This is a genomic window from Aeromicrobium sp. P2_G6 (assembly GCF_056403535.1).
In genome coordinates, this window is sequence record NZ_JBFUFH010000004.1 from 125,420 (window position 1) to 145,476 (window position 20,057).

The window sequence follows — 20,057 nt, forward strand, 5'->3', positions numbered from 1 at the left end:
TTCGGGGTCGGGGATGCACCGCGACTTTAGCGCGGCACTCCCCTGCCCCGGGCTAAGGCTTGACTGCGACGACGGGCACTGCGGAGTCGAGCAGGATCTGCTGCGCGACACTTCCCATCAGGATCTTGCCGACGGGGCTGCGCGGGCGTACGCCGATCACGATGAGGGACGCGCTGGCCTGCTCCGCCTCGAACAGCACGGTGCTGGCGACGTTCTCACCCTCGACCTGGCGGAGCTCGAACGGGACGTTGTCCTTGGCGAGCGCCTCGGTGACGTCCTGCATGTGGCGGCCCTTGGCGTGGCCCGTGTCGAGGCGGGGCTCGACCCGGTGGACGTTGATGATGAGCAGACTCTCATCGTGGGTGCGCGCCTCGGCGGCAGCCCAGTCCAGGGCCGCCCGTCCGAAGTCGTCGGGGCGGTAGGCGACGGCAATTGTCATGACATAAGGGTAGCGGCGGCGGCATGCCGGTGGCGAGCGGAATATGTCCGATGCGTGATGACGTTGCACACGTCGTGAGTGAGACAGTCAAGGTAGACATCTGGTCCGACGTGGCCTGCCCGTGGTGCTTCGTCGGCAAGCGCCGCTTCGAGACCGCGGCAGCTGAGTTCGCCGAAGGCGGTGGATCGCTCGAGGTGGAGTACCACTCCTTCGAGCTGTCGCCGGACACCCCGGTCGACTTCGAAGGCACCGAGGTGGACTTCCTGGTGAGCCACAAGCGCATGCCGGCCGCACAGGTCGAGACGATGCTGGCGCAGATGACCCAGCTCGCGAGCACGGAGGGCCTGTCGTATGACTTCGACGCTCTCCAGCACACCAACACCATCAAGGCCCACGAGCTGTTGCATTACGCCAAGACGCAAGGACGGCAGCTGGACATGAAGGAGCGCCTGCTCGAGGCGTACTTCGAGGAGGGCCGGCACGTGGGTCGCATCGACGACCTCGCTGACCTTGCCGAGGAGATCGGGCTGGACCGTGCCGAGGTCGTCGAGGCGCTCAAGTCCGAGCAGTTCGTTGCCGACGTGCAGGCCGACAAGGACCAGGCCATCGCGTACGGGATCACGGGTGTGCCGTTCTTCGTCATTGACGGCAAGTTCGGCGTTTCAGGCGCCCAGGACCCGTCAGTGTTCGTCGACGTGCTGCAGAAGGCGGCGTCGGGCGAATGACCCCCTTGGAAATCATCGGTGCAGACGCCGCCCCCGTCTGCGAGGACGGCGTCTGCGAGGTTCCCGGAGCGAATCTCCCCGAGGGTGACTAGGCCAGGCCGTCGGCGCCGTCGGGCTTGACCGCAAGCACGGGGCACGTCGCGTCGAGGATGATCCGCTGGGCGACGCTGCCGAGCAGCAGCTTGCCGACCGGCGATCGCGGGCGTACCCCGACGACGATCAGGCTCGCGGATGACTCGGCGCTGACCTTCAGGACCGCCTCGGCGACATCGGGGACGACGTCCTGGCGCACCTCGGTCTCCACGTCGAGCCGGTTGAGCTCGGCGCGCAGTGCGTCGATCTCGTTCTCGGCGGCGAGCCGCTTGTCGACGTAAGCGTCGCCCTTCGTGTCGTTGACAACGATGAGCTTCTCGTCCCGCCGCGACGCCTCGGTGGCTCCGTACGCGAGAGCCGCCTTGCCGTACACGTCCGGGCTGTATGCGACTACAACGCTCATGCGAGCACCTTCTTCTTCTCGTTGTTGTTGCGGGCGAGGGTGCGGGCGCCGTTGCCGATGATGAACAGCAGCGCCGCGCCGATGATGAGGTAGACGATCACCGCGACCGGCTCGCTCCACAGCGTGCTGAGGTCTCCGGAGGAGATCGCGAGCGCCTCGGTCAGCTGAGCTTCGAGCCTCGGGCCGAGGATCACGCCGATGATCAGCGGGAGCACCGGCAGTCCGAAGCGACGCATCGCCAGGCCGAGCAGCCCGATGACGAGCAGGATCAGCAGGTCGAACCACTGGAAGTTGACGCTGTAGGCGCCGAGCGAGGCGAAGAACAGGATGCCCGCGTAGAGGTACGGCCGCGGGATCTGCAGCAGCTTCGCCCACACCGGTGCCAGCGGCAGGTTGAGGACCAGCAGCAAGGTGTTGCCGATGAAGAGGCTGGCAAGCAACGTCCAGACCAGGATCGGCTGGCTGTCGAACAGGCCCGGACCGGTCTCGATGCCATAGCTCTGGAACGCCAGCAGGATGACCGCCGCCGTCGCTGTGGTGGGCAGGCCCATGGCCAGCAAGGGCACGAGCGTCCCCGCGGCGGAGGCGTTGTTGGCTGCCTCCGGTCCCGCGACGCCCTCGATGGCGCCGTGGCCGAACTCCTCGGGGTTCTTCGACAGCTTGCGCTCCGTGATGTACGACAGGAACGTCGGGAGCTCAGCGCCGCCGGCCGGCAACGCGCCGAACGGGAAGCCGAACGCGGTGCCGCGCAGCCACGGCTTCCAGGAACGGCCCCAGTCGTCGCGGCTCATCCACGGCTGACCGACGGGGATGATGTCGAGCGGCCGACGGCGCAGGTGGGACGCGACCCACAGCGCCTCGCCGATCGCGAAGATCGCGACCGCGACGACCACGATGTCGATGCCGTCGGCGAGCAGCGGGCTGCCGAATGTGAGGCGGGGTTGGCCTGTCGAGGTGCCGACCAGACCGATCGCCAGACCGATGAACAATGCGGTGAAGCCGCGGAGTCGCGAGCTGCCGAGGACGGCTGTGACGGCGAAGAGCGCGAGCAGCAACAGGGCGAAGTAGGACGGTGCGCCGAGCTTGACGACCTGCGTCGCGAGCTTCGGAGCGAACAGCACCAGGAGCAGTGTCCCGATCGTGCCGGCGATGAACGAGCCGATCGCCGCCGTGGCCAGGGCTTGGGCCGCTCGACCCGCCTTGGCCATCTTGTTGCCCTCGATGGCCGTCACCACCGAGGACGACTCCCCCGGTGTGTTGAGCAGGATCGACGTTGTCGAGCCGCCGTACATGCCGCCGTAGTAGATGCCGGCGAACATGATCAGCGCGCTGGCAGGCTCGACGCTGTACGTGATCGGCAGCAGCAGCGCGAGCGTCATCGCCGGGCCGATGCCGGGCAGGACGCCGACGGCGGTACCGAGCAGCACGCCGATGCACGCGTAGAGCAGGTTGGTCGGGGTGAAGGCGTTCTCGAAGCCTTGCATCAACAGGTCGAAGGATCCCATCAGAGCACTCCGTCCAGGACGCCGGCCGGGATCGCGAGACCCAGGCCGGAGTAGAAGCCGTACCAGGAGAGGACCGACAGCACGACGCCGATCGCGAGGGACCGGACGATTGAGCGGGCCCCGAGCACGTGGGCGGTGCCGGCGAACAGCAACGCGCCGGTGATGGCCCAGCCGAGCCAGCTGATCAGCGCGAAGTTGAGCGCGAAGACCACGACGAGCTTGCCGACCGTCACCCAGTCACTGCCCTTGGTCAGGTCGACGTCCTCGCCCTCCTCAGACTCAGGCACGTCGCCTCGCGCCGTGGCGAGTGCCAGCAGCGCAGCGAGGACGATCAGGCCTGCGCCGACGATGTACGGAAACGTGTACGGCTGGACGGGTTGGTCCGCGAATCCCTTGTGCAGGGTCGTCGCGTCGTAGATGACGTACGCACCGGCGATGCCGATGCCCGCCGCCAAGGCATATTGCGCCTTGTCGACGACCCGGCTGGCACCGGGTGCTGTGGATGCTTGCTGTGTCGTTGTGGTCATGCGAGTCCCAGCTCCTTCAGGGTCGTGGCGACCCGCTCGTCCTGTTCCTTCAGGAAGGTGCCAAATTCGTCACCCGTGATGAAGGCGTCGATCCAGCCGTTGCGCTTGAGCTCGGCCTGCCAACCCTTCGTCTTGTGCATGTCGCTGAAGAGCGTGATGAGGTACTTCTTGGTCTCGTCGGAGATGCCGGGAGGTGCGAGGACACCGCGCCAGTTGGCGAAGACCAGGTCGACCCCGGACTCCTTGAGAGTCGGCGCGTCGATGTTGTCGAGGCGCTCCGCACCCGAGACCGCGAGCACCCGGAGCGAACCGTCCTTGATCTGCCCCTCGAACTCGCTGGGACCGGACGTGCCGACGTCGATCTTCTCGCCGAGCAGCGCCGTGGTCAGGGGGCCACCGCCGTCGTACGCGATGTACTTGACGTTCTTCGGCTGGATGCCGATCGTCTTGGCGAGCTGCATCGGAAAGATGTGGTCGGGCCCGCCAGGTGAAGATCCCCCGCCGATCGTGACGCTCTTGGGGTCCTTCTTCCACGCGTCCACCAGGTCCTCGACCGTCTTGTACGGCGAGTCCTTGGGCACGATGAGTGCTTCCTGGTCCTCGATCAGCCGGGCGATCGGCGTCGCCCTGGAGACGCGGGCGTTCGACTCGTTGGTGTAGACCGCGCCGACGACGCCAAGCCCCATCGTCATGACGACGTCGTTGGCGCCGCGGGCGTTGAGCAGGCGCTGCATCGCGACGGTGCCGCTCGCCCCCAGGACGTTGGTGATCTCGAACCGGCCGGCGAGGTCCTCGTCCTCCAGGACGTGGGTTGCAGCGCGGCCCGTGAGGTCGTAACCACCGCCCGGGCTGTTGGGAATCCACATCTGGAGCCGGCGGTGGCCCTCGTCATCCGATCCGCGGGTGACCCCGCAGCTCGCCAGCACCATCGCAGTGATGACTGCGAGGATGACTGGTGCGACCCTTGCGTGGGCGCGTCTTCTCGTCATACAACCTCCTGTGGTCGACCCCGAGCATGGCCCCCACGTGTGGCGTGAGTCACTATTGCGGAACCAAAGGAGGTTGTGTTCTTTGTGGTCACCGCGCCGGCATCGGCTGACACTCGCCGGGCAGTTCCTCGTCCTGCAGCTGGTCGTGGTCGCCCTCGTGCTGGCGATCGTGGCGGCGATCTCGGTCCGGCAATCGACCATGACGTTCGCCAGCGAGCGCGGATCGCAGATGCGGTCGGTCGCGGAGTACCTCGCGAACATCTCGGTCGTACGTTCGGAGATCGACAGTCCCACGCCCGCCAGCACGCTCGCACCGTCGATCAGCCGGGCGCTGAGCCTGTCGGGCGCCACCGAGGTGACGATCGCGGATCCCGACGGAATCGTCCTGTCCTCGTCCGATCCGCGCCTGGTCGGCAAGCGGATCGATCTGGGCGACAGCCGTGTGCGCGAGGGACGCGGCTGGGTCGGCGATGTCGATGACAACGGCCACGAGGCGGTGGCCGGCCACGCGCCGATCCTCAACGACGACGGTGAGCTCGTCGGGCTCTCGATCGCGCAACAGCGCTATCCGTCGAGCTGGGAACGTTTCACGAACGCCGCGCCCGACCTCGCGCTGTTCCTCGGCGTCGGCGCGCTCCTCGGCGTGGCCGGCTCGTTGTTGCTCGCGCGGCTCATCAAGAGGCGTACGCGTGGGCTCGAGCCACACGAGATCGCGACACTCGCGGACCACCGCGAGGCCTTGCTGCACAGCATCCGCGAGGGCGTGATCGCGGTCGGCACGGACGGCAAGGTGACGATGGTCAACGACGGCGCCCGCGAGCTGCTCGACCTCAGCCCCGATGTGGTCGGCCGGCCAGTGGTGGATCTCGATCTCGACCCGCAGGTCGCCCAGCTCCTCACCGCCGGCAGCGGCAGTCAGGACGCCGTCGTGCTCGTCGGATACCGGGTCCTGGTGTTCAACCAGCGCTCGGCCTCCAGCCACGGAGAGGGCATCGGTACCGTCACGACCATGCGCGACCGGACCGAGCTCGTCTCGATGCAGAGCCAGCTGAGCTCGAACCTGTCGATCACCGACACCTTGCGCGCCCAGACCCACGAGTTCGCGAACCAGCTGCACACGATCTCCGGACTCGTGCAGCTCGAGGAGTACGACGAGGTGACCACCCTGGTAGGGACGCTGACCCGGCGCCGCGCGGAGATCACGGACGAGGTCACGAGTCGCATCGCGGATCCCGCGGTCGCGGCCCTGCTGATCGCCAAGTCGAGCGTGGCGGCCGAGGCCGGTGTGTCCCTGACCCTGAGCCCGGAGGCCGGGCTCCCCGCGCTGACCTCGGCGGAGTCGGCGGACCTCACCACCGTGGTCGGCAACCTCGTCGACAACGCGATCGATGCCTGCCGGGCCGAACCATCTCCGCAGGTCGTCGTCGACATTCGAGTCGACGGGCACCACCTCGTGCTGGAGGTCCATGACAACGGCCCCGGGGTGCCCGACGAGATGCGCGACGCGATCTTCGTACGCGGGTTCTCGACCAAGCCCGAGGTGCTGGGGGGCCGTGGCATAGGCCTGCCGCTCGTGCAGCTGATCTGCACGCAGCGCGGAGGCAGTGTCACGGTCGATCACCACGACGGCACGACCTTCCGGGTCGAGCTCCCACTGAGTGGAGGCGCGGAGTGATCAGCGTGCTCGTGGTCGACGACGACTTCATGGTCGCGGGCATCCACGCCCGGTTCGTCGAGAAGACCGAGGGATTCACCGTCGTGGGAGCCGCCCGCAACGGCGAGGAGGCGCTGCGACTCGTCGAGGAGCTGACCCCCGAGCTGATCCTGCTCGACGTGCACCTGCCGGACATGAGCGGCCTCGACGTCCTGCAGCGGCTGCGGGCGTCGGGCAACGTCGCTGGCGTCGTCATGGTCACGGCGGATCGCGACGCCGACGTCGTGCGCGCGGCCCTGCACGGTGGGGCCATGCAGTATCTGGTCAAGCCGTTCGAGTACCCGGACCTCGCCGCGCGACTGATGCGCGTACGCGACACGCTGGCGTTGCTCGAGAAGGGTGAGGCCGACCAGGAGTCGATCGACCGCGCGTTCGGGACCGTCAAGCCTGCCGACCAGCCGCTGCCGAAGGGACTCAGCCATGAGACCGCTGACCTCGTCGGCGCCGCCCTGCGGGACGCCGGCGAGCTGTCGGCGACTGAGTGCGGTGAGAGCGTCGGCATCTCGCGGGTCAGCGCCCGCCGCTACCTGGAGCACTTCGTCGACGAGGGACGAGCCGTCGTACGCCTCAACTACGGCAACGCCGGGCGGCCTGAACGTCGCTACCGCTGGTCGACGGACCAGCGGTAGCGGCGCTCACGCATCTGCGCCTACGCCTCGGCCCACACTGCCAGTCGGTGTGGCTGACCCATCCTCAGCCTGGACGACGCGGCTCGCGGCGTACGCCCACGCGAACGCGATCGGCAGGATGATGTTGCCCATCGACGTGATCTCGGTGACCAGCAGGACCGTCGGGATGAACGCGACCAGCGCGATCCCGAGGATCCGTGGCCGGTACCCGCGCTTGAGCAGGATGACGCCGAGCGCGGTCGAGCCCACCGCGGTGAGCGCCAGACCCGGCAGGCCCAGCACCATGAACGACAGCTCGGTCCACGGCGTGAAGTAGTCGCCGACCACCGACAGCGTGGCGAGCGCGTAGCCGCCCAGCGCGACGCGCCAGGCCAGCCGCTCGAAGCCCACCGGTTGCCGGTGCCGGAAGACCACCACCGCGCAGAGGGTCACCGCCGCGAAGACCGGCAGCCAGATCTTGCCGTAGTTCCAGTAGACGAAGTCCGGGTCGCCCCAGTCGAGCAGCGGGCGGACAGCGCGCGCGGCCGGAACAGCCCAGGCGCGAGTCAACGGCAGCTCGAGATCGGACTTGCCGTCCTCGGTCTCGAAGCGGGACAGGGCGTGCAGCTGCCCAAGGACCAGACCGGCGGATGCAGCGATCCAGCCGAACGTGACGATGCGCTTTTCCTGGGTGTGTGTGAGTTCCATGTGTCGAGCGTGAGCCCGCGAAACGCGTACGTCGTCAACTCGTGGGGCGATCCCGTCTCCACCCCTGGTTTGACTCCTGGAACGCGTCGCGCGGCGTAGCCTCGACATGTGCTCAGGCGACCGACGGGGGCGTTGGCGGACTGGATGGTGCCGGTCCTGTTGATGGTGCTGTGCCTGGTCGAGGTCGTGGCTCTGCGTCCGGATTCGTGGCAGGCGTCGGCGGTGGGCGAGCTGGCAGCCTGCTTGGCGCTGGCCTGGCGGCGGCGCTGGCCCATGGTGGCTTCGGTGGGGGCAGGCGTCATCATCCTCAGCCTTCCGTGGATCGGGCCTGAGCTGGACGAGCTTGCCGCGCCGATCCTCGTCATGGTCATGGCGTCGTACTCACTCGCCCGGTGGATCGGCAGCTACCGGGGTCTTGTCGGCCTGGGCATCATCCTGCTCGTCTTTGCCTCGGACTACGTGTTCGCAGACGAGCGGACCCACGACATCACCGACATCTTCTTCGTCAGCGCACTCATGATTCCGCCGTACGTCTTCGGGCGGCTGGCGCGGGCCTTCGCCGACCAGGCCGCGGAGCTCGAGCGCCAGCAGGAGGTCATCCGCCGCGAGGCAGCCCGCGGCGAGCGGGACCGGATCGCTCGCGAGCTGCACGACGTGATCGCGCATTCGGTCAGCGCGATGGTGGTGCAGACCGCTGCCGCCCAGGACCTCGTCCGGAGCGACCCCGATCGCGCGGCCGGCCTGCTCGAGTCGATCGCCGACACCGGCCGGCACGCCCTTGCGGAGACCGGGCGGCTGTTGCACCTCATCCGCGACGACGCCGACGAGCTCGGTCTGCGCCCGGCACCGGGCCTCGCGGACCTCGACACGCTGCTCGAGAGCTTCCGCGCCGGCGGACTCGATGTCGATGCGTCAATCCACCTGCCGGACGGGCCGCTGGCGGGCGGCGTCGACACGTCGGCGTACCGGGTGGTCCAGGAGGCACTGACCAACGCCTTGAAGTACGGCGACGACCACGCCGCCGCGCTGAGCATCAACGGCTCGCCCGCAGACCTGCACATACGGGCCACCAACCGGGCACGGCGAGGTGTGCCTTCCGGCAGCGCGCTCGGGCTGCTCGGCATGGCCGAACGAGTGGCTCTGCTCGGCGGCCGGATGAGCCACGAGACGAGGGACGGCGAGTTCGTGCTCGACGTCCTGATTCCCCTTGCACCCGGCGGTGAGAGGCGATGACGACTGTCGTGATCGCGGACGACCAGGATCTGGTGCGCTCGGGGCTCCAGCTCGTCCTGGAAGCACGCGGCTGTGAGGTCGTCGGCTCCGCGGGCGACGGGCGGTCAGCGGTCGACGTCACCCACCGCACCCGGCCAGACGTCGTGCTGATGGACATCCGCATGCCCGTGCTGGACGGGATCGCCGCGACTCGCGAGCTGACCATGGCTGGTGTGGAGAGCCGGGTGCTGGTGCTGACGACGTACGACCTGGATCGCTATGTCTACGAGGCGCTGAAGGCCGGCGCGGCGGGCTTCCTGCTCAAGGCGACCCCTCCTGACAGGCTCGTCGCGGGGATCGAGACGGTTGCCGCCGGCGAGGCGCTGCTGGCACCCGCGCTGACCCGCCGACTGATCGAGGAGCACCTGCGCAGGCCGGCACCGTACGACGGCGTGCCGGACGAGCTCGCGGCGCTCACCGAGCGAGAGCGTGAGGTGATGGTGCTGATGGCGCGCGGGGCTTCCAACGACGAGATCGCAGCGGACCTCTTCGTCGCACCGGCAACGGTCAAGACGCATGTGAACCGGGTGCTCGCCAAGCTCGGTGTCACCTCCCGAGTGCAGGCCGTGGTGCTGGCGTACGAATCCGGGCTGGTGACTCCTGGCACCAGACCGGCGGCCGGTCGCTGAACCCCGTCGTCAGGCCCGGGGACTCCTTCGATAGGCGGAAACCGTCGGGTCGCCGGTGATCCAGAATCGCCACGCCACGTCGGCCGCCTTGGACACGCCGACGCGTGGGCCGGAGCTGATGTCGGGCGTGACGTCCGGCGGCTCCCCCAGGCGTACGCCGTCAGATGTGAGCAGGTCGGTGCCGAGGTCGTCGAGCGACAGATCGAGTGCCCTCGCCAGGTTGCCCGGGCCGCGAGCGAGGGCGACGTCCTTGACCGCCGGCCGGCGCAGGCGTGCGGTCTCGATGCCGCCGACAATCTCGCCCGCGCGAATCAGCACCGCCGACGCCGTCTCGGTCGGCCCCGTGACGATGTTGGCGCAGAAGTGCATCCCGTACGACCGATAGACGTAGAGCCGCCACGGATCGCCGTACATGATCTCGGATCGCGGCGTCCGGGTGAACGCGTGCGACGCCGGGTCGTGGATTCCGCCGTAGGCCTCGACCTCGGTGATGCGCACCGCCACGCCGTGACCGTGCAGGACCCGCCCGAGCAGCCCGCGAGCGTGCGCGACGACCGCGTTGCCGGTCACGCCGTGAGAGTCGCCAGCACCTTGTCGAGTGCGGCGCGGTCGACGGTCGTGGTGCGGAGGTCGACGAGCTCGGCCCAGACCGGTGACTCCATGAGGGTCACCGGGTCGACCGCACCCGTGCGGCGCAACGTCTCCTCGGGCACGACCTGCGGGTCCGGCGCCAGGCACGCGGCCAGCGCGGCGTCGTAGTTGTCGTCGAGGACGCTGGACGTCGGGTCGAGGCCCAGGACGATCATCGTGCCGGTTGGCGACGTGTTGACCGGGATGATCGTGAGGTCCGGGCGGTAGGTACGCAGGATGTCCGCGACCTTGAAGACATCGCCGGTCCAGGATGCGGTGCGGCGGTCGCGTGCCGCCTCCAGCGAGTTGCGCGGCAGCATGTCGTCTATCAGGACGACACCGGTCGGCGACATGTGCTTCTCGACGTTCATGAAGTCGCGGAGGGCGAACTCGGCGAGGTGCATGCCGTCGATGAACGCCAGGTCGATCGGGACGCCGTCGAAGAACGCGACCGGATCGGGGCGCGAGAAGAACTCGTCACTCGTCGTGCGGTGCAGCTGCACCTCGCCCTCGATCTCGTTGGTGATCTTGTATGCGGGGTCGACACCGATCGACTTCGTGCGCGACAGGGCGAGGCTCGAACCCGTGAAGACGCCGACCTCGAGGTAGGTGCGAGGTTGCACCTGCTGATGGAGCGCCATCAGCAGCTGGTGACGCGACCGGCTGGGCTCCGGGAAGTCGGCGAACGGGTCGGACGGCACGTAGGTGCGCTTGGCGCCCGCGGCAGCGACCGGCGCCTGCGGGTCCAGCCGACGAGCGGCTCCACGGCGCACCTTGCGCTCCCAACGCCGTACGGCCTCGGCGCGGCGCGGTCCGATGACCTTGCGCAGTGTCGTGCCGGCTCTGGTGCGAAGTGCCACGGTCTCCCCCATGTCAGCGATCTCGGTGGAGACCACAGTAGCCACGGCTCACACAGGGTTGGCGGTTCGGGCTCGCACTGCCGGTGCGAACGGGCTCCACAGGAACCAGGTCGGGAAGTCACGGGTCAACCTCGGGACGCCCTCGAGGGTCACCGAGCCGGCCGCCCGCGCCTGGCGCAGCGTCGTCAGGCCCGAGAACACCCTCATCAGTGCCACAGGCTCCGTGTGCACCGTGATGTCGGAGTCGAATCCAGGATGGTCGGCGCACACCGAGGACTCGTCCCGGTCGAGGATCAGCCAGAGCCGCATCGGCTCCTCGCCGCGGTAGTCGAACTCGATCACGACTCGCTGGGTGGGGATGCGTTCCAGGTCGAGGCGCCGGGACATCCACCACGTCAACGTGACGGGGTCGACCTCTCGCGGCTCCGGCTCGGAGAACATCCATTTGACGGCCCATTCGCCGAACGCCATGACGACGCCCTCAAGATCTCGACCGGCGGGCGTCAATTGGTACTCGTGACCCCGGCCCCCGGGTATGGGCACCCGGTCTAGGACGCCCTTGTGCTCGAGGTGACGCAGCCGCTGCATCAACAGCGTGCGGGATATGCCCGGCAGCCCGCGATCGATGTCGTTGAACCGGCGGCTTCCCAGCACGAGCTCGCGGACGATCAGGGGGGTCCACCTGTCCGCCAGCACGCTGCTCGCCAAGGCGACCGGGCAGTACTGCCCGTAGTCACGCATGGCTCGATCGTAATCCCGATCAGCTCTTCGCGGTCCAGAATTCGTACCAGTTAGGTGCAGATCCTGCACTGGGCGTGACGCGGTCGATCGACTGAACTCAGCAGAGAAGCACCCCAACCCCAAGGAGCCCATCATGTCCGTCACCTTCGATCCCGTGCAGTTCAAGACCACGACCCGAGCCCAGTGGGAGTCCGCCGCAGAGGCGTGGCACCGCTGGGACCCGACCATCGAGTCGTGGCTGGGGTCCGCAACCGAGACCATGCTCGATGACGCCGGTGTCACGACCGGCAGCCGCGTCCTGGACGTCGCAGCGGGAGCGGGCGGCCAGACCCTGCTGGCGGCGCGCCGCGTCGGCCCGACCGGCGAGGTCCTGGCCACAGACATCTCGCTGACGATCCTGGAGTACGCGCAGCAGGCCGCGCGGGCCGCCGGGCTGTCCAACGTCAGCACGCTGGAGGCCGACGGCGAAGACCTCTCGGCCGTCGACGAAGGCGCGTACGACTCCGCCATCTCCCGGGTCGGTTTGATCTACTTCCCGGACCAGCTGGCCGCACTCACCGAGATGTGCCGCGCGCTGCGGCCGGGTGGACGCGTCTCGGCCGTTGTCTACTCGACGCCTGACCGCAACCAGTTCTTCTCGATCCCCGTGAGCATCATCCGTCGGCGGGCCGAGCTGCCTCCGCCCGCCCCGGGACAGCCGGGACCATTCAGCCTGGGCTCCCCCGGCGTCGCCGAGGAGCTCTTCGCGAAGGCCGGATTGACGGACATCAGCGTCACTGCCGAGCCATCGCCTGTGCGCATGAGCAGTGCTGCCCAGTGCGTCCAGTTCGAACGGGAGTCGTTCGGCGCCTTGCACCAGATGCTGTCCGGGGTCGACGAGAGCGAGCGTGAGGACGTCTGGTCCGAGATCACGGAGCAGCTCGCTCAGTTCGAAGGTCCTGACGGGTTCGAGGGGCCGTGCGAGATGCTCGTGGTGACCGGCACGCTGTAGAGCGCTGATCAGGCAGTGAGCCGGGCGCGCAGCTCGGCGAGCTGCTCGGTCACGCGTACGGGTGCCGTTCCGCCGCGAGAATCCCGAGATGCCAGCGAGCCCTCGACCGTGAGAACCTCGCGCACCTGTGGGGTCAGCGCCGGCGAGATGGCGGTGAAGTCATCGTCCGTCAGGTCCCACAACTCGATGCCGCGCTGCTCGCACACCTGGACGCAGGCGCCGGAGATCTCGTGTGCGTCGCGGAACGGGACCCCTTCGCGTACGAGCCACTCGGCGATGTCGGTCGCCAGAGCGAACCCCTGTGGCGCGAGCGACTCCATGCGCTCGGTGTCGAACGTCAGCGTCGCGATCATGCCGGTGAACGCCGGCAGCAGGACCTCGAGCGTGTCGATCGAGTCGAACACCGGCTCCTTGTCCTCCTGGAGGTCGCGGTTGTAGGCCAGCGGCAGCGCCTTGAGCGTCGCCAGCAGGCCTGCGAGGTTGCCGATCAGACGCCCGGACTTGCCGCGGGCGAGCTCGGCGATGTCCGGGTTCTTCTTCTGCGGCATGATGCTCGACCCCGTGGAGTAGCCGTCGTGCAGCGTGACGAAGCCGAACTCCTTGGTGTTCCAGAGGATGATCTCCTCGGCCAGGCGGGACACGTCGATGCCGATCTGGGCCGTGACGAACGCGAACTCGGCGACGAAGTCGCGGGCCGCCGTGCCATCGATCGAGTTGGCGGTCGACCCGCTGAACCCGAGGTCGGCGGCGACCTTCTCTGGGTCGAGTCCGAGCGACGACCCGGCCAGCGCACCGGAACCGTACGGTGAATCGGCGCCGACGCGTGCGTCCCAGTCGGTGAGCCGGTCGAGGTCGCGCACCAGCGGCCAGGCGTGCGCGAGGAGATGGTGCGACAACAGCACCGGCTGGGCGTGCTGGAGGTGCGTGCGTCCCGGCATCGCCACGCCCAGGTGCCGCTCTGCCTGCGTCGCCAGCGCTTCGGCGAGCTCGCGGACCAGCCGGCTGATCGTCTTGCCGTGGTCGCGGAGATACATCTTGAACAGGGTCGCGACCTGGTCGTTGCGGGAGCGCCCCGCACGCAGCCGTCCTCCGAGCTCGGGGCCGAGGCGCTCGAGCAGCCCACGCTCCAGCGCGGTGTGGACGTCCTCGTCGTCTGGCTGGGCGACGAAGGCACCTGACTCGACGTCGGCAGCGAGCGCGTCGATGCCGGAGATCAGTGCCGTCAGGTCGTCGCGGCTCAGCAAGCCGGCGGCCTGCAGCACCATGGCGTGCGCGCGGGAGCCCGCGAGGTCGTACGGCGCCAGTCGCCAGTCGAAGTGCGTCGACCTCGACAGCTCGACGAGCTCGGGCGACGGACCGGAGGCGAAGCGGCCACCCCAGAGGCTCGTCTTCTCTTCTGGGGTCTCGCTCACGTGGGCTCCTTCGGGGTGGATGTGGCCAGGGCGGTGAACTTCTCCGCGACGGCTTTGCCGCCTTCTGGGTCACGGCAGATCAGCATGACAGTGTCATCACCGGCGATCGTGCCGAGCAGGTCGTGCTGGGATGCGTGGTCGATCGCCGAGGCGAGGTACTGCGCCGCACCGGGCGGCGTACGCAGGACGACGAGGTTGGCGGAGCCCTCGGCCGTGACCATCAGCTCGCGGAGGATGCGGGCCAGCCGGGCGTGACCGGAAGCGCTGCCGGCCGCCGGCCGTGGCGTGCGGTCGCCGCCCTCGGCCGGCACGGCGTAGACCAGCCCGCCGTCGGGGTGCCTCACGCGTACGGCGTCGAGCTCGACGAGGTCACGCGAGATCGTCGACGGGGTCGCATTGACGCCGTGTGACTCGAGCAGCTCGGCGAGGTCGCCCTGGGAGCGTACGAGCTGGTGTCCGAGCAGCTCGACGATCAGCTGCTGGCGCGCTGCCTTGGTCGACGGGATCGTCATGCGTTTGCCTTTGCGAGCAGCCAGACGAGCAGTGCCTTCTGGGCGTGCAGACGGTTCTCGGCCTCGTCCCAGACAACGCTCTGCGGGCCGTCGAGGACCTCCGAAGAGATCTCGAGCCCGCGATAGGCCGGGAGACAGTGCAGGACGATCGCGTCGGGTGCGGCGTTGGCGAGGGACTCAGCCGTGATCGCGAAGTCACCGAACAATGCGAGACGCGCTTCCTTCTCGCTCTCCTGTCCCATCGAGATCCAGGTGTCGGTGATGACGACGTCGGCGCCGGAGATCGCCGCCTTGGGGTCATCCGTGACAGCGACAGAGCCGCCCGTCTCCCCCGCGATCTTCTCGGCGTCGCGGACGACCGCCGGATCCGGCTGGTAGCCAGCGGGCGCGCCGATGCGTACGTGCATGCCTGCGGTGGCCCCTCCGAGCAGGTAGGAGTGACCCATGTTGTTCGCCCCGTCGCCGAGGTAGGCCACGGTCAGACCCGCAAGCCGGCCCTTGTGCTCGATGACGGTCTGCCAGTCCGCGAGGATCTGGCAGGGGTGGAAGTCGTCGCTGAGCGCGTTGACGATGGGCACGCCCGCGTTGGCTGCCATCTCGACGAGCCCCGCCTGGGCGTACGTACGCCACACGATCGCGCTGGTCATGCGGCCGAGGACCCGGGCCGTGTCGGCGACCGACTCACCGCGGGCGCCCTGTGTCGTGGCCTTGTCGATGATCAGGGGGCTGCCGCCCAGGTCGGCAATGCCGACCGCGAACGACACACGGGTGCGCGTCGAGGCCTTGTCGAACATCACGGCGACGGTCTGCGGCCCGGCGAGCGGCTTGCGGGCATACGGATCGGCCTTGATCTCGGCGGCAAGGGCCAAGACCTCAGCCTGCTCCGCGGGCGTCAGGTCGTCGTCACGCAAAAAGTGCCTCATGACTTCACCTCGTCGAGCAGCTGCCTGAGCGTTGCCACGGCGCCTTCCGCCTGCTCGGACGTGAGGATCAGCGGCGGCGCGAGGCGCAGACGCGTCGGCGTGGCGTTGTTGAGGATGATGCCGGCGGCGAGAGCAGCCTTCTGCACCTCGGCGGTCACCGGCTCGGTGAGCACGATGCCGACGAGGAGTCCACGGCCGGTCGTCTCGACGACCAGGGGGTGTCCTGCCAGCCCGTCACGGAACACGTCGCCGACCTTGCGTGCGTTGTCGAGCAGGCCCTCGGACTCGATCGTCGAGATGACCGCCAGAGCGGCCGCCGTCGCGACGGGGTTGCCGCCGAACGTCGTGCCGTGGTTGCCGGGCTGCAGCAGCGACCCCGCGTCGCCGAGCGCGATGCACGCGCCGATCGGGATGCCACCGCCGAGCCCTTTGGCGACCGTGACCAGGTCGGGCACGATGCCGGACGCGGCATGGGCGAACCATGCGCCGGTGCGGCCGATGCCGGTCTGCACCTCGTCGAGCCACAGCAGCGCGCCGTGCTCGGACGTGATGTCGCGGGCGGCCTGGAGGTAGCCGCCGGGAGGCATGACGACGCCGGCCTCGCCCTGGATCGGCTCCAGCAGCACCGCAGCGACGGTGTCGTCGACGGCGGCCTCGAGCGCGGCGGTGTCTCCGTACGGAACCCAGCTGACGTCACCCGGCAGCGGCTCGAACGGGGCGCGGTAGGCCTCCTTGGAGGTCAGGGCCAGGGCGCCCATCGTGCGACCGTGGAACGATCCCTCGGCGACGACGATGCGCGTGCGTCCGGTGCGGCGGGTCGCCTTGAACGCCGCCTCGTTGGCCTCGGTGCCGGAGTTGGTGAAGAAGACCCGGCCCTCCTGGCCGATCAGGTCCAGCAGTTTCTCCGCAAGCTGGATCTGCGGCTTGGAGGTGAAGAAGTTCGAGATGTGGCCGAGCGTGCCGAGCTGCTGCGTCACCGCGTCAAGGATCGCGGGGTGACCGTGGCCCAGCGCGTTGACCGCGATGCCACCGAGCAGGTCGAGGTACTTGGTGCCGTCGGCGTCCCAGACGTACGCACCTTCACCGCGCACGAGCACGCCCTGCGGTGTGCCGAACGTGTTCATGACGGCGCCCTGATAGCGCTCAGTCCAGTCGTCGACGGTCATGCCTTGTCTCCCTTGGTGTCTCCCTTGGTGTCTCCCTTGGCATCCTTCTTGACGCTGGTGGCGTACAGCGCAGTGCGGATGCGGGTCTCGGCACCGGGTACGACCTGGGTGCCCACGCCTTCGTCAGTGAAGATCTCGAGCAGCACTGCGTGCGGCTCGCGCCCGTCGATGACGGTGGCGCGGCGTACGCCCTGCTGGACCGCCTTGAGGCATGCGGTCATCTTGGGAATCATCCCGGTCGACAGTTCAGGAATGATCTCCGCGAGCGACTCGGGGCTGATCTCGCCGATGACGTCGGAGCTGTTGGGCCAGTCGGCATAGAGTCCCTCGACATCGGTGAGGACCAGCAGCTTCTCGGCGTCGAGCGCCACGGCCAGAGCGGCGGCCGCGGTGTCGGCGTTGACGTTGTGCACCTGACCGTCGGCGTCCGGGGCGACTGTCGACACGACGGGGATACGGCCGGCCTCGATCAGGTCCTGCACGGCTTCCGGGCGTACGCCGACGACCTCACCAACGAGGCCGATGTCGGTCTCGACACCGTCGATGACCGGCATCGTCTTCTCTGCCGTGAACAGGCCACCGTCCTCGCCGGACAGCCCGACGGCCAGGTCACCGTGCTGGTTGAGCAGACCGACGAGCTCGCGGCCCACCTGGCCGGTCAGGACCATGCGGACGACGTCCATCGTCTCCGGCGTCGTGACCCGCAAGCCGCCCCGGAACTCCGACTCGATGCCGAGCTTGTCGAGCATCGCGCTGATCTGCGGCCCCCCACCGTGCACGACGACGGGCTTGAACCCGGCCATCCGCAGGAACACGATGTCCTCGGCGAACGCGTGCTTGAGCTTCTCGTCGGTCATGGCGTTGCCGCCGTACTTCACCACGACGACCTTGCCGTGGTACTTCTTCAGCCATGGCAGTGCCTGCGCGAGGGTGGCGGCCTTGTCGGTCGCCTTCTTCCAGTCCTCGGGCTGCCACTCGTCGAGAGTGCTGTCTGTCGCTTCGCTCATGAGGAGTACGCCGAGTTCTCGTGGACGTACGCCTGCGTGAGGTCGTTCGTCCAGATGGTGCCCCGTTCGGAGCCTGACTTGAGGTCGATCGTGACCGAGACCGAGCGCTCGTTGAGGTCGATCGTGTCGGCCGACTCCCCCGGTCCGCTCGTGCGGCAGACCCAGACGCCGTTGAGCGCGACGTCGAGGTCGGCCGGGTCGAAGGCCGCCTGCGTCGTCCCGACCGAGGCGAGGATGCGGCCCCAGTTGGGGTCCTTGCCGTAGATCGCGCACTTGAACAGGTTGCTGCGAGCGACCGACCGGCCCACCTCGAGGGCGTCGTCGACCGTTGCGGCGTTGACGACCTCGATCGCGATCTCGTGGTCGGCGCCCTCGGCGTCGGCAAGGAGCTGCTTCGCGAGATCCGTGCAGACCGTCGTGACGGCATCGGTGAACGCCTCGATATCGGGCACCACACCCGAAGCGCCGCTCGCCATCAGCAGCACGGTGTCGTTGGTGGACTGGCAGCCGTCGGAGTCGAGCCGGTCGAACGACTGCGCCGTCGCCGTGCGAAGGGCTGCGTCAGCCGTGGCCGCGTCGACATCGGCGTCGGTCGTGATGACCACGAGCATCGTCGCCAGCGCCGGTGCCAGCATGCCGGCGCCCTTGGCCATGCCGCCGACAGTCCAGCCGTCGCCCTGGGCCACGGCCTCCTTGGCGACGGTGTCAGTCGTCATGATCGCGGTGGCGGCCGCATGGCCACCGTCGGGACTCTGCCCGTCGACTGCGGAGCGTACGCCTGAGAGCAACGACTCGCGGTCGTTGAGCAGTCCGATCAGGCCGGTCGAGCAGACCTGGACGTCGATCGCGCCGACGCCGAGCTTCTCGGCGACCGCCTCTGCAGTCTGGTGCGTCGTGGCGAAGCCTTCAGGCCCGGTGTAGCAGTTGGCGCCCCCGGAGTTGATCGCCACGGCGACCGCCGAGCCACCCTTGATCGCCTCTTCACTCCAGAGCACGGGGTTGGCTTTGCAACGATTGCTCGTGTAGACCGCGGCGGCGGCCTTCGACGGTCCGGTGTTGACCACGACGGCGACGTCGGGTGCACCGCTCGACTTGAGCCCGGCGGCGACGCCGGCCGCAGTGAATCCCTTGGCAGCGGTGACACTCATGGTGCAACCCCGATCGTGGTGAGGCCGGTGGTCTCGGGGAGGCCGAGGGCGACGTTCATCGACTGGATCGCGCCGCCGGCGGTGCCCTTGGCGAGGTTGTCCATCGCCCCGATCGCGATGACCTTGCCGGCGCGTGCGTCGAGCGTGGCCTGGACGTGCAGCATGTTGGCGCCCAGCACCGCCTTGGTCTGCGGCCACTGCCCCTCAGGAAGCACGTGGATGAAGGGCTCGTCCGCGTACGCCTTGACGTATGCCGCGCGCACGTCCTCGGCGGTGACGCCGTCGAGCGCAGGCGCGGACACCGTCGCGAGGATGCCGCGCGACATCGGGGCAAGGATCGGCGTGAAGGAGACTGTGGGGCGAGTGCCGGACACGAGCTCGAGGTTCTGCTCGATCTCCGGGGTGTGCCGGTGCACGCCGCCGACGCCGTACGCGCTGGCCTGTCCCATCATCTCCGAGCCCAGCAGGTGCGGCTTGAGCGACTTGCCCGCACCCGAGGCGCCCGTCGGCGCGACCACGGTGATGTCGGGCGCGATCAGACCTGCCGCGAGGGCCGGCATGATCGTGAGCGTCGAGGCTGTCGGGAAGCAACCGGGAACGGCGATCCGCTTGGCGCCCGCGAGCACGTCACGCTGGCCGGGCAGCTCCGGCAGGCCGTATGGCCAGGTGCCGGCGTGGTCACCGCCGTAGAACGTCTCCCAGTCGTCGGCGCTCTGGAGGCGGAAGTCCGCGCCGCAGTCGATGACGAGGACGTCGTCGCCGAGCTGGGCAGCGATCGCGGCTGACGTGCCGTGCGGCAGCCCGAGGAACACGACGTCGTGGCCCGCGAGGACCTCCGCTGTCGTGGGCTCGAGCACCCGGTCGGCGAGCGGCACCAGATGTGGCTGGTGCTCACCCAAGGTGCTCCCGGCGCTGGACGCTGCGGTCAGGGCGCCGATCTCGACGTGAGGGTGCGCAAGCAACGTACGCAGGACCTCACCGCCGACGTATCCGCTCGCGCCGGCGACGGCTGCGGTGATCGTGGTCATCTCTCCACCTTTGCAGAGTTGTGGTCA

The 20,057-nt window shown here is 68.6% G+C and carries 22 protein-coding genes; 6 read left to right on the top strand and 16 right to left on the bottom strand.

Annotation, left to right across the window (positions count from 1 at the left end; all coding sequences use genetic code 11):
- Positions 1 to 52: 52 nt before the first annotated feature.
- On the bottom strand, positions 53 to 439 hold the full coding sequence (locus tag AC1DVU_RS14000) for a universal stress protein (RefSeq protein ID WP_476923064.1): 387 nt from the start codon (positions 437 to 439) through the stop codon (positions 53 to 55).
- A 74-nt stretch (positions 440 to 513) separates the two neighbouring features.
- Between AC1DVU_RS14000 and AC1DVU_RS14005 the strand changes: the two genes are divergently transcribed.
- Positions 514 to 1,164 (top strand): DsbA family oxidoreductase, encoded by a 651-nt coding sequence (locus AC1DVU_RS14005; protein ID WP_476923065.1) that lies wholly within the window; start codon positions 514 to 516, stop codon positions 1,162 to 1,164.
- Positions 1,165 to 1,252: 88 nt separating this feature from the next.
- Here AC1DVU_RS14005 and AC1DVU_RS14010 read toward each other — a convergent pair whose 3' ends face one another.
- The 4 genes from AC1DVU_RS14010 to AC1DVU_RS14025 are packed head-to-tail and all read right to left on the bottom strand — an operon-like array spanning position 1,253 to position 4,681.
- A complete protein-coding gene (locus AC1DVU_RS14010; protein WP_476923066.1) occupies positions 1,253 to 1,660 on the bottom strand; it encodes a universal stress protein in 408 nt (135 codons plus the stop codon).
- Positions 1,657 to 3,165 (bottom strand): tripartite tricarboxylate transporter permease, encoded by a 1,509-nt coding sequence (locus AC1DVU_RS14015; protein ID WP_476923067.1) that lies wholly within the window; start codon positions 3,163 to 3,165, stop codon positions 1,657 to 1,659. The genes AC1DVU_RS14010 and AC1DVU_RS14015 overlap by 4 nt, the downstream gene beginning before the upstream one ends.
- The gene (locus AC1DVU_RS14020) at positions 3,165 to 3,692 is read right to left on the bottom strand and encodes a tripartite tricarboxylate transporter TctB family protein (RefSeq protein WP_476923068.1); all 528 of its coding nucleotides are present in this window, start codon (positions 3,690 to 3,692) and stop codon (positions 3,165 to 3,167) included. Before AC1DVU_RS14020 ends, AC1DVU_RS14015 begins: the two co-directional genes overlap by 1 nt.
- The gene (locus tag AC1DVU_RS14025) at positions 3,689 to 4,681 is read right to left on the bottom strand and encodes a Bug family tripartite tricarboxylate transporter substrate binding protein (RefSeq protein WP_476923069.1); all 993 of its coding nucleotides are present in this window, start codon (positions 4,679 to 4,681) and stop codon (positions 3,689 to 3,691) included. The genes AC1DVU_RS14020 and AC1DVU_RS14025 overlap by 4 nt, the downstream gene beginning before the upstream one ends.
- Before the next feature lie 82 nt (positions 4,682 to 4,763).
- On the opposite strand from AC1DVU_RS14025, the gene AC1DVU_RS14030 reads away from it, so the two are divergent.
- Together AC1DVU_RS14030 and AC1DVU_RS14035 are read left to right on the top strand one after the other, a co-directional pair.
- Positions 4,764 to 6,356, top strand: coding sequence for a sensor histidine kinase (locus AC1DVU_RS14030; protein WP_476923070.1), 1,593 nt, complete (start codon positions 4,764 to 4,766; stop codon positions 6,354 to 6,356).
- Positions 6,353 to 7,024, top strand: a complete 672-nt coding sequence (locus AC1DVU_RS14035) for a response regulator (RefSeq protein WP_476923071.1) — start codon at positions 6,353 to 6,355, stop codon at positions 7,022 to 7,024. The genes AC1DVU_RS14030 and AC1DVU_RS14035 overlap by 4 nt, the downstream gene beginning before the upstream one ends.
- Before the next feature lie 6 nt (positions 7,025 to 7,030).
- Here the strand turns inward: AC1DVU_RS14035 and AC1DVU_RS14040 are convergent, their stop codons facing one another.
- Complete coding sequence (locus AC1DVU_RS14040; protein ID WP_476923072.1) at positions 7,031 to 7,711, bottom strand: hypothetical protein; 681 nt, start codon at positions 7,709 to 7,711, stop codon at positions 7,031 to 7,033.
- Between the two features lie 108 nt (positions 7,712 to 7,819).
- Between AC1DVU_RS14040 and AC1DVU_RS14045 the strand changes: the two genes are divergently transcribed.
- Positions 7,820 to 8,944 (top strand): sensor histidine kinase, encoded by a 1,125-nt coding sequence (locus AC1DVU_RS14045; RefSeq protein ID WP_476923073.1) that lies wholly within the window; start codon positions 7,820 to 7,822, stop codon positions 8,942 to 8,944.
- Positions 8,941 to 9,612 carry a response regulator gene (locus tag AC1DVU_RS14050; protein WP_476923074.1) on the top strand — a complete coding sequence of 224 codons (672 nt, stop codon included), beginning with the start codon at positions 8,941 to 8,943 and terminating at the stop codon, positions 9,610 to 9,612. Before AC1DVU_RS14045 ends, AC1DVU_RS14050 begins: the two co-directional genes overlap by 4 nt.
- A gap of 9 nt (positions 9,613 to 9,621) precedes the next feature.
- On the opposite strand, the gene AC1DVU_RS14055 is transcribed toward AC1DVU_RS14050, so the two are convergent.
- From AC1DVU_RS14055 to AC1DVU_RS14065, 3 genes are read right to left on the bottom strand one after another with little or no spacing between them, the layout of a single operon-like run.
- Positions 9,622 to 10,182, bottom strand: coding sequence for a DNA-3-methyladenine glycosylase (locus AC1DVU_RS14055; RefSeq protein WP_476923075.1), 561 nt, complete (start codon positions 10,180 to 10,182; stop codon positions 9,622 to 9,624).
- Entirely contained in the window at positions 10,179 to 11,147 is a 969-nt protein-coding gene (locus AC1DVU_RS14060) for a class I SAM-dependent methyltransferase (RefSeq protein WP_476923076.1), read from the bottom strand. The genes AC1DVU_RS14055 and AC1DVU_RS14060 overlap by 4 nt, the downstream gene beginning before the upstream one ends.
- A gap of 3 nt (positions 11,148 to 11,150) precedes the next feature.
- Entirely contained in the window at positions 11,151 to 11,843 is a 693-nt protein-coding gene (locus AC1DVU_RS14065; RefSeq protein WP_476923077.1) for a winged helix-turn-helix transcriptional regulator, read from the bottom strand.
- Positions 11,844 to 11,976: 133 nt separating this feature from the next.
- On the opposite strand from AC1DVU_RS14065, the gene AC1DVU_RS14070 reads away from it, so the two are divergent.
- Positions 11,977 to 12,834 carry a class I SAM-dependent methyltransferase gene (locus AC1DVU_RS14070; protein ID WP_476923078.1) on the top strand — a complete coding sequence of 286 codons (858 nt, stop codon included), beginning with the start codon at positions 11,977 to 11,979 and terminating at the stop codon, positions 12,832 to 12,834.
- Between the two features lie 8 nt (positions 12,835 to 12,842).
- Here AC1DVU_RS14070 and argH read toward each other — a convergent pair whose 3' ends face one another.
- Genes argH through argC form a run of 7 tightly spaced genes read right to left on the bottom strand, consistent with a single transcriptional unit; the run spans position 12,843 to position 20,030 of the window.
- Positions 12,843 to 14,246, bottom strand: coding sequence for an argininosuccinate lyase (gene argH / locus AC1DVU_RS14075; RefSeq protein ID WP_476923079.1), 1,404 nt, complete (start codon positions 14,244 to 14,246; stop codon positions 12,843 to 12,845).
- Entirely contained in the window at positions 14,243 to 14,758 is a 516-nt protein-coding gene (locus tag AC1DVU_RS14080; protein WP_476923080.1) for an arginine repressor, read from the bottom strand. The genes argH and AC1DVU_RS14080 overlap by 4 nt, the downstream gene beginning before the upstream one ends.
- On the bottom strand, positions 14,755 to 15,681 hold the full coding sequence (gene argF / locus AC1DVU_RS14085) for an ornithine carbamoyltransferase (RefSeq protein ID WP_476923081.1): 927 nt from the start codon (positions 15,679 to 15,681) through the stop codon (positions 14,755 to 14,757). The genes AC1DVU_RS14080 and argF overlap by 4 nt, the downstream gene beginning before the upstream one ends.
- Complete coding sequence (locus AC1DVU_RS14090; RefSeq protein ID WP_476923082.1) at positions 15,678 to 16,847, bottom strand: acetylornithine transaminase; 1,170 nt, start codon at positions 16,845 to 16,847, stop codon at positions 15,678 to 15,680. Before AC1DVU_RS14090 ends, argF begins: the two co-directional genes overlap by 4 nt.
- Positions 16,844 to 17,854 carry an acetylglutamate kinase gene (argB, locus tag AC1DVU_RS14095; protein ID WP_476923083.1) on the bottom strand — a complete coding sequence of 337 codons (1,011 nt, stop codon included), beginning with the start codon at positions 17,852 to 17,854 and terminating at the stop codon, positions 16,844 to 16,846. Before argB ends, AC1DVU_RS14090 begins: the two co-directional genes overlap by 4 nt.
- Complete coding sequence (argJ, locus tag AC1DVU_RS14100; RefSeq protein WP_476923084.1) at positions 17,851 to 19,002, bottom strand: bifunctional glutamate N-acetyltransferase/amino-acid acetyltransferase ArgJ; 1,152 nt, start codon at positions 19,000 to 19,002, stop codon at positions 17,851 to 17,853. Before argJ ends, argB begins: the two co-directional genes overlap by 4 nt.
- Positions 18,999 to 20,030 (bottom strand): N-acetyl-gamma-glutamyl-phosphate reductase, encoded by a 1,032-nt coding sequence (argC, locus tag AC1DVU_RS14105; RefSeq protein WP_476923085.1) that lies wholly within the window; start codon positions 20,028 to 20,030, stop codon positions 18,999 to 19,001. Before argC ends, argJ begins: the two co-directional genes overlap by 4 nt.
- Between the last annotated feature and the right edge of the window lie 27 nt (positions 20,031 to 20,057).

Coding starts and splice junctions, on each gene's coding strand:
- AC1DVU_RS14020 (WP_476923068.1), bottom strand. CDS start 3,692: ATGACCACAACGACACAGCAAGCATCCACAGCACCCGGTGCCAGCCGG.
- AC1DVU_RS14065 (WP_476923077.1), bottom strand. CDS start 11,843: ATGCGTGACTACGGGCAGTACTGCCCGGTCGCCTTGGCGAGCAGCGTG.
- AC1DVU_RS14015 (WP_476923067.1), bottom strand. CDS start 3,165: ATGGGATCCTTCGACCTGTTGATGCAAGGCTTCGAGAACGCCTTCACC.
- AC1DVU_RS14000 (WP_476923064.1), bottom strand. CDS start 439: ATGACAATTGCCGTCGCCTACCGCCCCGACGACTTCGGACGGGCGGCC.
- AC1DVU_RS14050 (WP_476923074.1), top strand. CDS start 8,941: ATGACGACTGTCGTGATCGCGGACGACCAGGATCTGGTGCGCTCGGGG.
- argC (WP_476923085.1), bottom strand. CDS start 20,030: ATGACCACGATCACCGCAGCCGTCGCCGGCGCGAGCGGATACGTCGGC.
- AC1DVU_RS14090 (WP_476923082.1), bottom strand. CDS start 16,847: ATGACCGTCGACGACTGGACTGAGCGCTATCAGGGCGCCGTCATGAAC.
- AC1DVU_RS14025 (WP_476923069.1), bottom strand. CDS start 4,681: ATGACGAGAAGACGCGCCCACGCAAGGGTCGCACCAGTCATCCTCGCA.
- AC1DVU_RS14070 (WP_476923078.1), top strand. CDS start 11,977: ATGTCCGTCACCTTCGATCCCGTGCAGTTCAAGACCACGACCCGAGCC.
- AC1DVU_RS14040 (WP_476923072.1), bottom strand. CDS start 7,711: ATGGAACTCACACACACCCAGGAAAAGCGCATCGTCACGTTCGGCTGG.
- AC1DVU_RS14080 (WP_476923080.1), bottom strand. CDS start 14,758: ATGACGATCCCGTCGACCAAGGCAGCGCGCCAGCAGCTGATCGTCGAG.
- AC1DVU_RS14010 (WP_476923066.1), bottom strand. CDS start 1,660: ATGAGCGTTGTAGTCGCATACAGCCCGGACGTGTACGGCAAGGCGGCT.
- argF (WP_476923081.1), bottom strand. CDS start 15,681: ATGAGGCACTTTTTGCGTGACGACGACCTGACGCCCGCGGAGCAGGCT.
- argJ (WP_476923084.1), bottom strand. CDS start 19,002: ATGAGTGTCACCGCTGCCAAGGGATTCACTGCGGCCGGCGTCGCCGCC.
- argB (WP_476923083.1), bottom strand. CDS start 17,854: ATGAGCGAAGCGACAGACAGCACTCTCGACGAGTGGCAGCCCGAGGAC.